Source organism: Shewanella sp. MF05960 (assembly GCF_050849305.1).
Lineage (GTDB): Bacteria > Pseudomonadota > Gammaproteobacteria > Enterobacterales > Shewanellaceae > Shewanella.
The window spans coordinates 143718-158108 of the sequence record NZ_JBOZPS010000011.1 but is presented as its reverse complement, the minus strand read 5'-3'; the positions used below and the strand labels follow the sequence as shown (position 1 = coordinate 158108).

General features: G+C 37.4%; 14 protein-coding genes. 2 read left to right on the top strand and 12 right to left on the bottom strand.

Translation table 11 applies throughout. The features are described from left to right. Window positions 1-167: 167 nt before the first annotated feature. The 8 genes from cas6f to ACROAE_RS13030 all read right to left on the bottom strand — a co-directional run bounded on the left by cas6f (window position 168) and on the right by ACROAE_RS13030 (window position 8487). Window positions 168-788, bottom strand: a complete 621-nt coding sequence (gene cas6f / locus ACROAE_RS13065) for a type I-F CRISPR-associated endoribonuclease Cas6/Csy4 (protein WP_432402409.1) — start codon at window positions 786-788, stop codon at window positions 168-170. Beyond that, entirely contained in the window at window positions 781-1830 is a 1050-nt protein-coding gene (csy3, locus tag ACROAE_RS13060) for a type I-F CRISPR-associated protein Csy3 (protein WP_432402407.1), read from the bottom strand. The genes cas6f and csy3 overlap by 8 nt, the downstream gene beginning before the upstream one ends. Before the next feature lie 10 nt (window positions 1831-1840). Then, window positions 1841-3937 carry a type I-F CRISPR-associated protein Csy2 gene (locus ACROAE_RS13055; protein WP_432402405.1) on the bottom strand — a complete coding sequence of 699 codons (2097 nt, stop codon included), beginning with the start codon at window positions 3935-3937 and terminating at the stop codon, window positions 1841-1843. Next, window positions 3931-5157 carry a TniQ family protein gene (locus ACROAE_RS13050; protein WP_432402403.1) on the bottom strand — a complete coding sequence of 409 codons (1227 nt, stop codon included), beginning with the start codon at window positions 5155-5157 and terminating at the stop codon, window positions 3931-3933. Before ACROAE_RS13050 ends, ACROAE_RS13055 begins: the two co-directional genes overlap by 7 nt. Window positions 5158-5541: 384 nt before the next feature. Beyond that, entirely contained in the window at window positions 5542-5718 is a 177-nt protein-coding gene (locus ACROAE_RS13045) for a hypothetical protein (protein WP_202720841.1), read from the bottom strand. 30 nt (window positions 5719-5748) lie between these two features. Continuing rightward, entirely contained in the window at window positions 5749-6795 is a 1047-nt protein-coding gene (locus tag ACROAE_RS13040; RefSeq protein WP_432402401.1) for a serine/threonine-protein kinase, read from the bottom strand. Further along, entirely contained in the window at window positions 6788-7246 is a 459-nt protein-coding gene (locus tag ACROAE_RS13035; protein ID WP_432402399.1) for a hypothetical protein, read from the bottom strand. Before ACROAE_RS13035 ends, ACROAE_RS13040 begins: the two co-directional genes overlap by 8 nt. Window positions 7247-7677: 431 nt before the next feature. Next, on the bottom strand, window positions 7678-8487 hold the full coding sequence (locus ACROAE_RS13030) for a hypothetical protein (RefSeq protein ID WP_432402397.1): 810 nt from the start codon (window positions 8485-8487) through the stop codon (window positions 7678-7680). A 381-nt stretch (window positions 8488-8868) separates the two neighbouring features. Between ACROAE_RS13030 and ACROAE_RS13025 the strand changes: the two genes are divergently transcribed. After that, a complete protein-coding gene (locus ACROAE_RS13025; RefSeq protein WP_432402395.1) occupies window positions 8869-9759 on the top strand; it encodes a hypothetical protein in 891 nt (296 codons plus the stop codon). Between the two features lie 79 nt (window positions 9760-9838). Here ACROAE_RS13025 and ACROAE_RS13020 read toward each other — a convergent pair whose 3' ends face one another. Next, complete coding sequence (locus tag ACROAE_RS13020) at window positions 9839-10165, bottom strand: helix-turn-helix domain-containing protein (protein ID WP_432402393.1); 327 nt, start codon at window positions 10163-10165, stop codon at window positions 9839-9841. A gap of 221 nt (window positions 10166-10386) precedes the next feature. On the opposite strand from ACROAE_RS13020, the gene ACROAE_RS13015 reads away from it, so the two are divergent. Then, a complete protein-coding gene (locus ACROAE_RS13015) occupies window positions 10387-10923 on the top strand; it encodes a hypothetical protein (RefSeq protein WP_432402391.1) in 537 nt (178 codons plus the stop codon). Window positions 10924-10936: 13 nt separating this feature from the next. Here ACROAE_RS13015 and ACROAE_RS13010 read toward each other — a convergent pair whose 3' ends face one another. From ACROAE_RS13010 to ACROAE_RS13000, 3 genes are read right to left on the bottom strand one after another with little or no spacing between them, the layout of a single operon-like run. Continuing rightward, window positions 10937-11974: a TniB family NTP-binding protein gene (locus ACROAE_RS13010; RefSeq protein WP_432402389.1), complete on the bottom strand. Its 1038-nt coding sequence runs from the start codon at window positions 11972-11974 to the stop codon at window positions 10937-10939. After that, window positions 11971-13824, bottom strand: a complete 1854-nt coding sequence (locus tag ACROAE_RS13005; protein WP_432402387.1) for a Mu transposase C-terminal domain-containing protein — start codon at window positions 13822-13824, stop codon at window positions 11971-11973. The genes ACROAE_RS13010 and ACROAE_RS13005 overlap by 4 nt, the downstream gene beginning before the upstream one ends. Next, window positions 13821-14369 (bottom strand): TnsA endonuclease N-terminal domain-containing protein, encoded by a 549-nt coding sequence (locus tag ACROAE_RS13000; RefSeq protein ID WP_432402385.1) that lies wholly within the window; start codon window positions 14367-14369, stop codon window positions 13821-13823. Before ACROAE_RS13000 ends, ACROAE_RS13005 begins: the two co-directional genes overlap by 4 nt. Window positions 14370-14391: the final 22 nt, after the last annotated feature.

The following is a 14391-nucleotide window of genomic DNA, read 5'->3' as shown; positions in this document are numbered from 1 at the left end:
TGACCTGCTGATCAGTGATTCGTGTTCCCGGCACAGTGAACTCCTCCGTTCTGCTGTACCGAACCTTATCAGATCAACCGGCCAAGATAATTGTCGCTAGACCGGCCACCGTAATTGTCGCTTAATACATAAAAATCATATAGTAAAAATAATTTAAAAATAAAGGGTTAAACGTTATCTGTTAAAAATGATAAATCAGGTACGGTCCCATTAAGTAACTTATTGGTGGCAAAACCATAACTATTAAATAATGGCGCATATTGTTTTTCACCCGCAACCTTCTGAATGTGTAGAATATAATCTTGTTTTGTACTTTGACTATTCATTGCAATTCGATGAAAAACATCAATATCTCTTGGCTCAGTATTTTTACTAGGTTCAAAAGCCTCACCTCTCGCTATTGCCCGTTTTTCCAAACGTTTTAATCGTCGCCTTGCTTCGCCAACAAACATCTTAGCGATTGCTTGGTTTCGCTTAAATCTAACTTCAGGACAGTCAACAGGAACAGTTTCAACCTCACTCACTTTAAAATAACCACAATCTTGCATGTCTTGAAAGTAGGACTGTTGTTTAAGCTCATTTAATATTGATGTATCACTGTGAACAAACGCAACGGCATTACCAATTGATGTTTCAGACCAAGCCGGAAAACTCACGCCTAAACTTGCTATGTCATGCCTACTTACATAACCATGTAGAACAGAAATACACCGGCCAGTAAGTAACTCAAGATTGGCTTCTTTAGGTAAAAAACGAATCGTGAAAAAATATCGCTGTGCGTTACTCACCTTTTTTTACCTCTGCTTTTTTCTGAAACATACCGCCCTTAATCAACACAGCAAATAGGTAATAAATATCAGGGTTTATGGCCTGATTATCATTTGCATCAAGCTGATTTAATTCTTCTAGATAGCGCTCTGCATTAATAAATATTGAATAAAAATTTAATGTTGTATTGGGCATTCTTCTAGCGATATTATTCTCTTTGTCTGCACCGTACTCATGCACTCTCAATCGTTTAGAATCGCCCCACCAATCGTCAATTAACTGTAACGCTGCTCCAATTTTTACTGAGTTAAAACTAACAGCGTACCGTCCATCCAAACATTTAACTTTTGAGAAGTTTTTTGTCACATCTACTTTGTCTGCTTTCATATTAAATACTTGGCTAGGAAAGATTTCTTGGCAAAAAGACGTACTAATTTTAGCGGTAATATCAGCGCTCCAATATATCATCGGATCAGTCAAAGCATTTGAGAGTTCAATGCTTAATTGCTCCAGAGTATTCAAGTCATCGTCGTTCCAACGACTTTCCCAGGCTAGTTGGCGAGTATTTGCCACTTGATAAGTATTACCAAGACTCGTTTTAATCAAGATATGGGTATCACCAGAATTTTGATTTCGCCATAACCATGTGCCAAGCATCAGATTTTTACAGTATCGTGTAGCAAGCTCTTTATACCCTCCACAAATATTAAACTGTTTAGACAATAACCTTAAAAGCACCATGACATCATTGTTATTACATGCATTTGGGGTTAAAGAGTTCGCCTGGACACGTAATGAAAAGCGACAATAAATATGTTCAACATTTGGGGGAACATAACATTCTTCAATGGTTATGGGATTGCAATGAGCAAGATCTTGCGGGGCCAAATTTTTAGCTTCAAAACTGATATTAAAACCTTCTGTAAAACCGGCTTTTTGGCCACGAATACGGGTAACATCAGCCTCGAGAGGTATAAACTCTGACTCAGGTGTTTTGTAAAAAAATACGGCTTTACCTGGATGTAGTGAACGCTCATATTTTAAAAAATTACTCAACTCCATCAAAATGTCCTCAGATTCTTTTCATTAACAAGAATTGCTCTTTAGTATCTAGCATCCAAAAAGCTCGCCTGTAAAAATTAGATTTGCCTTGTAACCTTATATCAATAGCAGAGTCGCATGATGCAAGTCCAATTACAGGTTCGCCATAACTATGTAATGGAGCGATTGACCCCGCTCTTGCTTTAGGTTTTTCAAGTAACATGTAGCCAGCCATAACAGAACAAAGTGAAGCATTGTTTTCTAATAGTGCTGTTAATTCTCTAACACTATTAATAGAGTGTTTTGTTGGCATAACCCACTTACCATAGGCAGGAAAGCGACTTAGGATTGAATACAGTAAATCTTCATTTTCATATAACTTACACCATTCATAATCTGCATTAACTGAGGGGCCATGCATTGTTCCTCCGGCAAAGCGAGAAGGAAAACAAGCCTTCAATTTAGTAGTACTGTTATCCAGTTTCGCTAAATCATCTTCATAACCATCAATATGAATGACAAGGTCAAAAACTAAGTCACCATTTCTCTTATCTATAATACCAGGCCGACGAAATTCACTATCTTTGCGCCCTTGCATTGTAAATTCAGGTAATTGGGTGCCTTTTACATAATCAAACTCACGAATGAACCATGCAAAAGAAGTAAGTCGTATCGTGGTGCCTAACATTGCATTTAACTTGCGTTGATAGTTATGCATCATCCCCCAAACAGCGGTAAGTGATGGCAAGCCAAAGCAATAAGGATTTGATAACAACTGAGCGTCATAAACGCTTATATTTTTAAGGTGCAAGTATCGTTGCAATTTTTTAGCATCAACGACTTCAGTAGGACCTCTGGATAATTGCTTTAAAATCCAGAGTAATTGATTTTTTAAGGGCTTCATCAAATCTGGATGATATGCATATTTTCTGGTTTTATTCGAATTTGATAACAGTAAATTCAAATGACTAAACAACAGTGGTAAAAGACTTACCCAATCTGAATATGGGCTATTTAAAAGTTGCCACTCGATACTACCTTGATTCAACAAACCAGCTTTAATATCAACATCGTTTTCTTCTACCGCTTTACGCCCCTCAATTAGCGGTGCAACCCATGTGCTCAGTGACTGTCTAACTTGCTTTAAACTGGCTACTTTTGCTTGCCTTCCCTGTTTGACTGCAAGTTCTGAGTAATTATTAACTAGCTTGTCTAATGCATTGGGAAATTCATTTCTAAGTAAGGCGTATTGATCGAATAAGCTCTGACCATGCTCTAATTTAGTCAGCATAGACTCATGAAGATTTGATTTATTGTCTGATATTTGCGGTGGATAATGTAAACACCTTACCTTGCCACCTAGACCCGCCACTAATTCACTAACAGCTGCCGGTCGAGTAAAGTTTAAATGCGTATAACGCCCTTCTCGCCGAGAGGCCGCTTGTTGAAGCTCTAACTGCAATCCATTACTAACAACAGGTGTGATAGAAGTATAACTATCGTGATATGGCATCAACACTTGAGTTGAATACATATCAACATAAGAAGGTAGCTCACTCTGCGGTAGTCTTTGTTGAACTTGAGCGCTCATCACTTTTAGTGACTTAGCTGAAACACCCAGCACTTTAAATGCCCGTAGCCACTCTTTCGGCATAGCATTACAAAGGATATTAGCAAGACAGGTTAATCGGCCTTGCCAGTAAAAATAACAGACAAGTAATTTAGCGAGATTGATTTTAGCGCTATTGTTAGCCCAGCCCAAGCTAGGTCTACAGTCTGCACTGCTTAGCACTTGTCGTTGGGATTCTATCGGTTTAGCAATTAACCGCTGTTTACTCACACGGATATCGGGATATTTTAAATTATGAGTATGAAACCACTCAACTTGCTTAATGCATTCATTAAGGTGGTATTCATCTTTTAACGTTGCTTTGGCACGCTTTTTATCCAGTACGTCTTTCACTATTTTTTTAGGAAAGGTTAAATTTACTAGAATAATCAGCGCTTCTTTCTCACATCCTGTCACATCGATGCCATCAGTAAATGAGCTAAAGTCACGCCTTATAGCTTCAGTCCGCTCATCAAGCTCTTTAATTTGTAATAACTCACTTAAATGCTTAATTACCATGCTGATACATACATCCTTTGGTCTGTTGAACCAAAGCTATTTTTATATTCAACAACCTGCCTTAAATAAAAAATAGCCGCTTGAGGATCGATTCGATACTTCATTTTATGTCTAAACGAGCTGCTTAATACCCCGTCCTGAAACAAACGATAAATTTGTTCATGGGTTGTTCCCAAAATCACAGCAGCTTCACTAATACTCACCAGCATATCGGCAACATTAGGCTTTTTCGATTTAGGATGCGCAGCAACTAATCGGCTCAAATAATCTAAAATAGCGACTCGAATAAAATGAGTCTCTTGATCTCCACGGTAAATACTGGGTAATGAACTGATTAACTCGCCATAAATAAACCGAACTGGAGTTCGATTAAACAAATCGATCAACTTATTCTCTGCACCATGAGTAAGCTGGTTTAACTCTTCAATGATATTGCCAGGCCATGATTCAAAGTAAGCGACAGATTTAGCTAAATTGAAGTCATCATCTTTATCATAACGAGCCTGATACCACACCAGTGACGCCATACGATGGGATACAGAAACAGATTTAAACAAAGGGTTCGCATCATCTTTGCTACTCATCAGCTTAGTCGCTATATCAAGATCACTTTGGCTACAATCCCCATGCGTAGCCGTCCTAAAATCAAAGCCACAGACACAGTGGCTAATAGACTCATTTTCAATGTAGTTAATGGGAATAGAACATTCGGGACATTCATGCAATAACTGACATTTATGTTTTGCACATGCCTTTATGGGGGTTAGATGCCATATTTGTCGAATGTAAGGTTCATCAGATAAGCAATGGGGGCAAATAGGTATCGCACCAACTCCAATAGTGGAGTTATAACGAATAAAACGAAGTGGAATATCAACACCATTTTTGTGTACAGCAGATAAGCCAATAACAGTTCGGTCTGACTTCAACAAAGCCAACTTCTGAAGTTCAAATTGCGGTAAACCAAGCAAAGACTCAAGTAAACCTAACGCTCGCATCCTAAAGTGGCTATTGTGTTTAGCATGGTAAACATTAAGGCGTTTTAAATCGACAGGGAAAGCACCGTGAGCCTCAAAATCAAGCTCATGAAGCTCTTCACGTATCGCTAGACTGAGTTGCTCATAAGAATCAAAAAAGTTCTCAGCCACTACCCGCAGTAAATAACTTTCAAGCGACTCATCATTAAACGCACGAGATTTAGGTGAAAATAGAAAAGCCATACCACACCAAAACTAAGGAAGTCTTAGTTGTAATCTATATTAATCTAGAACTGTTTTGCAAGGAAAATTAAAGTCTACTTAATAGTTTCTACCCCCAAATGAGCTTGCCATATCTAAGCGAGTAACCATATTTATTGACGTGCTTTATCGATTATATGAAACATCTTGATAAGTTCGAGACTGATACTGAGAAGATAAAGGGAATAGCGCGTTCAATGAAGAACTATGGTGTTCGAAAACTACTAAAAGTTGTCTTTGATTTTGAGTACAAAATGACGCCCTATGAAGCTAAGATCCAGAAGGAAAAGATGACTTAAAGGAGATGCTCAATGATGATTACTGAGTTGCAAGCATTAAAAAGCCGCGATTGCGGCTTTCAAGTTATTAGAGTCGAATATGTCCAGAAGGACTTATTGGCGCGCTAAAATCAACACCTTTATCTTGCTTACTTCTACCAGTTAAAGCTATGCGCTCTTTGTAACTGAGCTTAGAATTAACTGGCTTAGCAAGAGAAGATCGGCTGCAAAAGCTATCTCTAATACTTATTTTATTTTTACTCATGCGACCTCCTATTTAGTCATAAAGTAGTCGTTAGATACTTTGTTTTAAGAACCGCTTTAGCTCCGCGTCAGTTAAGTAATCTTTACTGTAATTAGCAGTTGCAGTTCGCTTATCCGTCGTACCTATTTTGAACGCAGTAGACTTGCGATCCGTATCTATCTGTAGACAGTGTAATACACCTGATGATGATCTTTTAGACCATTTTCGTATATGCTCATCTTGCTCATACTCCCAATCGAGGTAATTCTCGTCCACATCAGATATCGCATTGATAATCTCAAGGGCTGTTTCAAACCTGTTGTCGGGATCAACTTCGAGACACTTTGTTATCGCGTCTTTTACTTTCTTATGGATGTGTGTAGGGATTAGATTTCTGTCAGGGAAAGTCCCATTTCCAAGGTCTTGTACAAACTTACCTTGATCAAAAGCTCCACCTCGTGAGTAAGAATCGAACTGGGAGTTGAAGCAATCACGGCCGACACACATTCGATACATAGTTAGGCCAGCTTGGTATATATCAAAGCTAGTGGAGAATTCCCGTGTGTTGATCGCCTCTGGGGGCACATGCTTACTGTACAATTGTTTTGGTGTTGTAAAACCGTACTCATCCATGTGCATAGCAAGACCAAAATCAGAAAGCATGGCCTCATTACGGTCAGAGAGCAGGATGTTATCTGGCTTTAAATCGAAGTGCAATAGGTTGTTAGAGTGGATATTGTGTAAGCCGCTAATGAATTGGACAGAGTAACGAATTATCTCTCTTAAAGTGAGAAACCTTTGGTTCATCATCCCACTCAAAGATCCATTTTGGTAGTAGGGCATAGTGATGTAAATAAATTCATTATCCTGACAAGCATAGTTGACTTCAACAACATTTGGATGTTTGTTATCGTAGACCTTTCTTGCCTCGTCGAAAAATTGTTCGGCATCGGAAAAGTTAGCTTTATTAATTCTCTTGAGCACCATTTCAGCGTTTAGAGCAGAGTCCAATATCCTATAAACGTCAGAGTTTTTACCTTCTTGTCCGATATCTTCAAGTATCTCAAAGGTAACTTCTGCTACTTGATATCTAGACATTTAAAGCCCCCTTTGCAACTAAAATTGCCTCACGCTCTTTGTCTGAAAATGCCCCCCAGTCATTGACTTCGGCGTACTCTTCCTCATTTTTAATAAGACTTTTAACCTTCGTTTTAGTAATCTGTAACTTTGAGGCAATGGTCGTTATTGCTCCTTGGTAGTGAGCTTTAAGCGTACTTGAAGCGAAAGTTTCTTGAATAACGCCTTCTATTTGTACACGCTCAATGCTAACTTGCCTTGCCGTAGGCTCTGATAACCTAATTCCAGCTTTTTCTACTTTGAATTCTCGTAAAATATCTAAAAGAGTGGCACGAACATATTTTAGTTTCTCAGGGGTCTCTAGGGCATTAGGGATACAGACTTCTTCGACGTTTATAATTCGGTTTTCATCTGAATCAAAAATACAGAATGTAACTTCTGTTGGTGATACTCTTAAGCCTAGTGTTCGCATGATAACTTCCACAGTAGAAAGATAGTTGCCAAGTATAATCATTGGGTTACATTATTCAAGACATACTTATTGCAGACGCTACAACCCTCAGAAAATGTGTCCCCTCGCGTATGTGGCTCCCCTCAGAAACTTTCACAGACGAACGTAGACACATCCAGATAACGGATTCAGGTCTTGTATTTTGCAAGATAAATGTAGTTGCGTATCAAATTAGGGCTTTTGAATAATTTGATTACTTGTACTAATCAAATTATTACTATTTAGAATCATAGATCTAGCTAGTTCTGTCCAAAATGGTTAAATACAAAACAAATATATTCTGTACATCTGTATTTTACAGACTAGTGCAAATGAAAAGACGGTAACAGGGTCAGCCCCAATTTCTTCAACACTGACATCTGTAGTGCTTGTAATCGGTACCAGGCTTCTATTTAGTTCTCGTTGTGACGGTTTCTCACTATTCTTATTGCATCTCCAGTAGCGAGCCTATCTGAAGGGAGATCCAATATCACATTTATAATGTCTGCTAATGCATTATTGCTAAAACGGAAGCCTGATGGTAAATCATTGAAACCATTAAAACTATTATCAAAGGCCAATACGAAGTCCTTAATGTCTGAAGCTCTGCCTTTTAAGACGTTTTCGGGGAGTTCACTGTGATTAGGTGATGGCTGACGACTTTCAAAAGAGGCAATAGACTCTACAACATCAGCTCTTGTTGGCCAATATTTTAGATCAAACTGACCAAGTAAGGACTGTATTTTATCTGAAACATAGTTTTGGTATAAATGATTATCCTCGCTTGCCAGTTCAATCATATCAACAGCTGTTTGATAGTCGCTTTTTTTAAATCCTGATAATTCATAGACTTTATCATGTCTTCTTAGAGCCAAAGCTAGTCGCTCAGAAAGCTCTACTATTTCCTCTTGAAGTGTATTTAACTCTTTTAAATCTAACCTAACTTGTACTACATCTTTTTTACAAAAATTAATACTCATCCAAATACATTCAAGCGTTAACCATATGTATGAATTATTTGGAGGATATCCATCAAATTTATCCGAATATCCAAATTTCCCTATCAGTTCATCAAATACAGGGGTTAGTTCATTAGATCTCTCTATCATTCTCTCCATTACTGGCCAAAAGCTCATCCATATATGTCCTTGTTTATTACTTTTCAGTTCTCGTTCTATAAAAGCTTTACAAAATGCTGTAGGACTACTGGTTGGGAGTACCATTAACTGATTCCTTATTCGTACTTTTCGTTAGTGTGCTTAGAGTACGCTTTATGAGTTTAATCGCCGTATCTAAAGAAAATAAAATGTTAGGGTTTAGATCGCTCATGAAAATCAATATCTAATAGAGCTGTGCATCTCAAAGATGATAACAACATTCACCTTAACCAATGATTATTATGGAAATTAGGTATAACATGGATTTTATACTTGGCAGATTAGAAAAATTGATATGAGAGTCAAAAATTCCGCAATTATTTATACTGGATACGAGTATCAAACCCTACAAGGAGTGAAACTACTTGCCGAGTGGATCCATAGTCCTTGTAGTGGCATAATACTTTTAAATATCTTCCGTCATCAGCGACAACTATTGATTACTTTTTGAGTAGTGATAGACAGAAATCTACTGGTCAATTTTATACGCAAGCAAGTCATCGTGGTCGATCCGCTTATTTGCGAACAATAGAGACTGCAAAACAATTCTTTGGTATGCCTAACTCTTATGCTGCACATTTATCAATACCTGCATTGCCTATCGAGCCAGCATATATAGGGTTAGTACCTAGAAAGCCGACATGGATACCTGAATGGGAAAGTGAAATACTCCCTGACAGAGATAACCTTATTCAATTTGTTAAAGGCATATTATTAAGCTTTGCAGCAGTAAACAAATCCCATGATTTGTTAGCTATTTCAATGCCAATTAAACTTGATAACGATTGTTGGGTTGATTTAACAATGGTTAAAGCAACTACTGGTTCTAAGGAAGTTACAGATACTGTAATCGAAGAACGCTTTGGCTGTTTGACGGTTGGAAATCTCCTGGAATCAAGGCTGTCTTATGAGTTTGATGTTAAAAAACAATCTGAAAATGGGGTTTTAGCTGTAACTCCTGTCCCATTTATGAGATACGGGCATTGGCACTCTGACCTTGAGTCCCGAGGACTTTACGTTCCCAAATGTAATATTTGTGGGATGAAAATAACTGGTTTATCGATTGATGGACTATTTTGTTATTCGGTTGATAACATTGGAATTGGCTTTTCATCATATTGGTATAATGATTGGCAGCCTGCTCATCCTAAAGGTATTCGCTCTTTTTGTGGTTCTTATACTGCTGTACAAAAAGATCGTTATGCCAAATGGTTACAAGTTGATAGTGATAAAAAGAAGAACTTATATTCTTGTAAAGTAAAAATTCTTTCATCTAAAGATACTTTTCGAGAGCACGAGGTTGAAGAGTTAACCTTTACAATTGATTCATCTTCATAGGGAGCTATAAACAATCTAAAATAATATTCATGTTTTAGTGTGAAATTGGACAAAATTTATAATTCACTATCGTCGAAAATTAAAGATCTATAACACTAATTTTCGACAATTGTTTTATTAAAGAATCTTTTTCGTCATCAGTCATTTGATCTAACAGACATAGAAGTTTTGCACTTTTTTCTGACTCACAAAAAAAGTAAGCCACAGGAACACCTAGCTCATCGGCCATCGCCTTTAAGGTGGTGTAGTCAGGGGTATGCTTGCCTTTTTCGTAATGATTCATGCGTGCACTTGCCGTACCTGGTTCCATTCCTAATTGAATGCCAAGTTGCTTTTGGCTGATGCCTTTAGCTGTTCTCGCTTGCTTGAGCCTATGCGGCAGCGGATTAATCTGTTTTTCTGACACGTGTTCATTTTTGTTGATTCCTAGATAACTTAGATTGTCTTAGTTTTTCCCCTTAAGGTATACTAAGTAATCCTTAGTCTTTTAGGTCTTGTTGTCAAGTTATAACCCATGCATTGGCTATAACTTGCGGTTTCCCTGAAGATGAAAGATAAGGTTTTATGACAAGTTAAGTCGTAATTTATTACGTTAACTATTGAAATAACTAACAATTGGTAAGTATTGTGTCTAAATTAATGATCTGTATTAATGAAGTATTGTTTAACATTTTAACCGATGTGAATTTTGAACAAACTACAGTTAATGACCTAAAAAAAAGATATCTAATTTTTTGTCCGCAGGTCAGTAATAGAGATGCGGGACAGTTAATTCATAGAACATTACGTAAACTATGTAAGCAAAATTTTTTACATAGAAATAATCAAGATAAAATAGTGACTTATCATAAAACCTGCTTATTCGATAACTCGCGCCTACAAGCTACAAGTAATAATATTAAATCAATAGGTCGCCCACGGATTGATAGGGTATCAACTCAATCCAATCTGCTGAGCACCGCTCTTAATCAATATCAATTCGATTTAATCAGCTCCACCAGTGAAGCCGAAGAGCTAAAGAAGCTGCTTAACAAACTACCGAGTATGGAACAAGAGATTTACCCCCGATTTGTCGAGGCTCGAAATCAAAGTTATATGTTCATGGGGAAAATTAAGGCAGTAGAAACATGCTTGAATGTACTAAGAAATGGTGCACAGCCTTAATTTATTGAAAGATCTACTTGCTCAGTAACTTAGTGAAGGCCGTTGGGGTTGAAAATATCCTTGTAGACAGCATCTCGTTACTCGCTAATGCGTTTTGATTATAATTGGAATATCGTGTTATTTCAGATATTTTGATTTGCTCTATCGGTAGAGTGAACGGATTTTCTTTCAACTTTATTTGCTCATCAGCTCCGCCATCAAATAAGCATAATTTATTAAATGCTGATACCAAATGTTGATTATCAAGATTGATAGCTTTCTCCATTAAAGCTATTTTTAATGATTCAGTTAATAGGTGCTTTAACGCTCTATTTTCACCTCTGCATGCGGCAAATAATGCTACTGCTGTATGCATAACTTCAAGTTTTGGCGGTTCATTAAATGGCATATATTTCGCCAATCCCATAAGGTATTGGCGGAAATACCTACTGTCTTTTTCAAGACTAAAATATTCAAGTTTTCTGCGTCGTATCAAACGCGATGACCATTGCGGCTCTTCTGCAATTTGTTCGGCCCAAGGCATACCAACTAACACTATAGGAACCTTGGCTTCTTCGCTTATATACTTCAATGCATTCGCAATTAATTGTCGTTCTTGAACGGTTTTAAACTCTATTAACTCTTGAAATTCGTTGATGATAAGCAGTTCAACATCAGCCTTAATCAGGCTATCGACTAGTTTTTTGGTCAAGTCAGTCTTATAACCACGCTTTTTTCTTTGGTGACTACCAAACAACTCAAGATCCATTAATATTTGAGTTAAGGTTGCATCTAACCCTTTTCCGCTGGATATACGGCTCACTAATACAGGAATGGATTGACGACTGTAATTCTGGCTAGCGAATACACGTTTTTTGTAGTGATTTATCAGATGGCTTTTGCCTACACCGGTGTCACCCGTCAATAGCATGCATTGTTGATCAGATTGAAAATGACGATTTAATCTTAACTCATCAAAATCGTTAAAAATGGTTTTAACTTGTGGATGAAGCACAATGCAGTCACTAAATATTTGTAATTGCTCAATCTGAGCAGAACTCAAGGTCCTCATTCAAAAGCCTCTAAATCATCATCCCAATTATCGAAAACATTGATTTGTTTAGTTTCTGATTTATCTGGTAAATATAAGTCTAGTCCTTCTTTCTTTAAACTAATTGTACTTTGGCCCGTATTACTAATATCGGCTAATTGAGCCTGTTTTTTTACTGCTGTAATTTTAGCTTTTGTTTTGAATGCAATAAATGCTTCTTGCTCTTGCTTAACTCGCGCATGAATTGCCATTCGAGCTTTAGCTAGCCCCAAATTATCTTTACCTTCCCTAATCATCTCGCGATTAATTTGCTTAATCACTTTATGCTCATGAAGGCTCAATCCGATGGTATAACCACTATTATCTGTGCAGGGTACTTTGAGGTAACCGCCTAACTCTTCAAGATACACGTGAATATATGATAGATCATCAGGGTCTACTTTTATGATTTTTTTGATAGTATCTTTGCTTTGTGGGTAATGTTTTCTGTAATCAGCCAAGGCAGTAGAGTCATACATTAGATCTTCGTATTTAAAGCCATTTCTGGTTAAAGTACGCTCATATGAAATACCCATCAACACAGTAAATCGTTGTTCGTCCTCTTTACTCATCTTTAATGGGGGGTAAATATCAAAACCACGCTGCCACTGCTTTACAGGAATACGAGTTTCACGTGAATTTGAATCTTGGTGATAAACATCCATAATCCAGCGATGAAATTCTTCAACAAAAACAGAGAAGCGCATAATGGCGTCTTTTTCAGGTTTATAGTCTTCTTTTGCTAGGATATTAGAGAAAGTTTTACCTGGTAATTCAGTTAAAAAGCATTCATTTATCATCCCGAAAAAACGCTCTACAAACGGCTTTAACCAAGGTTTACGAACAGGATTATATTGGATGTTTATACCTGTTTCTTTACAAGCATGCTCTAAGCTTTTAGACCAAAATTCTGCGCCATTATCCACAACTAGATTTTCAAATTTACCAAAACAAGGCCAATCATTTTGAAGCTTGATATCAAGCCCTTCAAATGATTTGGGCTTTATTGCATGTACGATTGCCTTGGCAGCTGAAACATATGAAGGCGACCGGTAACTTAAGTGAAACCCCAAAACACAACCACTAAAAACATCGACGATTAAAGTTAAATATGGCCTGCCTAGCGGGATAGATAACTCATCATCAAGCAGGATTAGATCAAGTGGTGTGTGATCTATTTCCACACGTTCTAATATTCGAGTAGGGGGTATATGTGATGAGCAATAAGCAAACCACTGATCAGCTTTGAATTTACCATGCCGCGCTACTGCAACAGGATAAGGAGGCAGTGACTTTATTCTTTGGTTGAAGCTTTTGTAAGAAATGATAGGAATTTGTCCATCAACAATGCTTTCATTCTCAATGGTGATGGCGTCTTTATAATATTGATATGCTGAAGATACTCTGGGTCTTTTTGTATCTAAAAAACGAGTTAGGGCTTGCTCAAAAAAGGCTTCATCTCCCTGAACTCGACTTGTTCTGTTGCCCATTTTATGTCGCTTAGCGACTAATGATGCAAGATCGCCGTTACTGTCAATGTAGCTTTTACGCCAACGAACTAACGTTCGCCAGTTAGGTCGCTTGTCCATGTTTGCAGTAAAAAGTGTATCAAGAATTGGGTCTAAATTTTTTTGAGTCCACCCTCCAGTGATTGTCTCTTCGATGAAAGCAATGAGCTGGTATTTATCAAGTGCTTTGTCTCTTAAAAATTCAGGAAAGGTATCTAAATCTCGTCTCACTAACCCTGCATCGCCTAATTTCACATATTGAATAGGTGTATCGGGCTTCTTAACTAATTCAGACTCACTGAATTCATCCTCGAAGTCCATCATTCAATACACCATACCGAAGGGTTACAAGTAAGATCATCCTGATTTAAGTTGGTTTTGATTAATCCTTTATGTATCAGAGAATAAAGATATGACCTAGCCTCACCTAATGATAATGACTGTTTGATTGCAACATCATTTACACTTATTTTACCTGATCTTTTTATAAGCTTAAGCAATTCAATTTGAATAGTATTTAAGCCATATATACCAGAATACCGGTGCAGTATTTTAAGGTTGTTTAGAATAGGATTTACGCGGATTTGACGCTCTGTTACCAAGATAAGATCTGCTCCCAAGGACTGGGCTGCCGCTTTCTTAGCTACAAATTTAGCTCTAAAGATTGGATCGAATGTTTTACTATAAGGTTTATATTCATGGAACTTTACCGTCTCATCGATAAAGTGAATTATCGCATCAGGTGTATAGGGCAATTTTTTACCCTCAAAATCGTAATAAAACCCTTCAGGCTGACTGCCAAAAACCTTTATACAGTCATTGTATTCATGATGAAAGCACGCATCAAACTCCAATGAACTTTCACACATTATCGTTTCACTAACTTTTACG

Excerpts from the sequence above, each read along its gene's own strand:
- csy3 (WP_432402407.1), bottom strand. The coding sequence starts at position 1,830 with ATGGAGTTGAGTAATTTTTTAAAATATGAGCGTTCACTACATCCAGGT.
- ACROAE_RS13055 (WP_432402405.1), bottom strand. The coding sequence starts at position 3,937 with ATGGTAATTAAGCATTTAAGTGAGTTATTACAAATTAAAGAGCTTGAT.
- ACROAE_RS13050 (WP_432402403.1), bottom strand. The coding sequence starts at position 5,157 with ATGGCTTTTCTATTTTCACCTAAATCTCGTGCGTTTAATGATGAGTCG.
- ACROAE_RS13045 (WP_202720841.1), bottom strand. The coding sequence starts at position 5,718 with ATGAGTAAAAATAAAATAAGTATTAGAGATAGCTTTTGCAGCCGATCT.
- ACROAE_RS13040 (WP_432402401.1), bottom strand. The coding sequence starts at position 6,795 with ATGTCTAGATATCAAGTAGCAGAAGTTACCTTTGAGATACTTGAAGAT.
- ACROAE_RS13035 (WP_432402399.1), bottom strand. The coding sequence starts at position 7,246 with ATGCGAACACTAGGCTTAAGAGTATCACCAACAGAAGTTACATTCTGT.
- ACROAE_RS13030 (WP_432402397.1), bottom strand. The coding sequence starts at position 8,487 with ATGGTACTCCCAACCAGTAGTCCTACAGCATTTTGTAAAGCTTTTATA.
- ACROAE_RS13010 (WP_432402389.1), bottom strand. The coding sequence starts at position 11,974 with ATGAGGACCTTGAGTTCTGCTCAGATTGAGCAATTACAAATATTTAGT.
- ACROAE_RS13005 (WP_432402387.1), bottom strand. The coding sequence starts at position 13,824 with ATGATGGACTTCGAGGATGAATTCAGTGAGTCTGAATTAGTTAAGAAG.
- ACROAE_RS13000 (WP_432402385.1), bottom strand. The coding sequence starts at position 14,369 with ATGTGTGAAAGTTCATTGGAGTTTGATGCGTGCTTTCATCATGAATAC.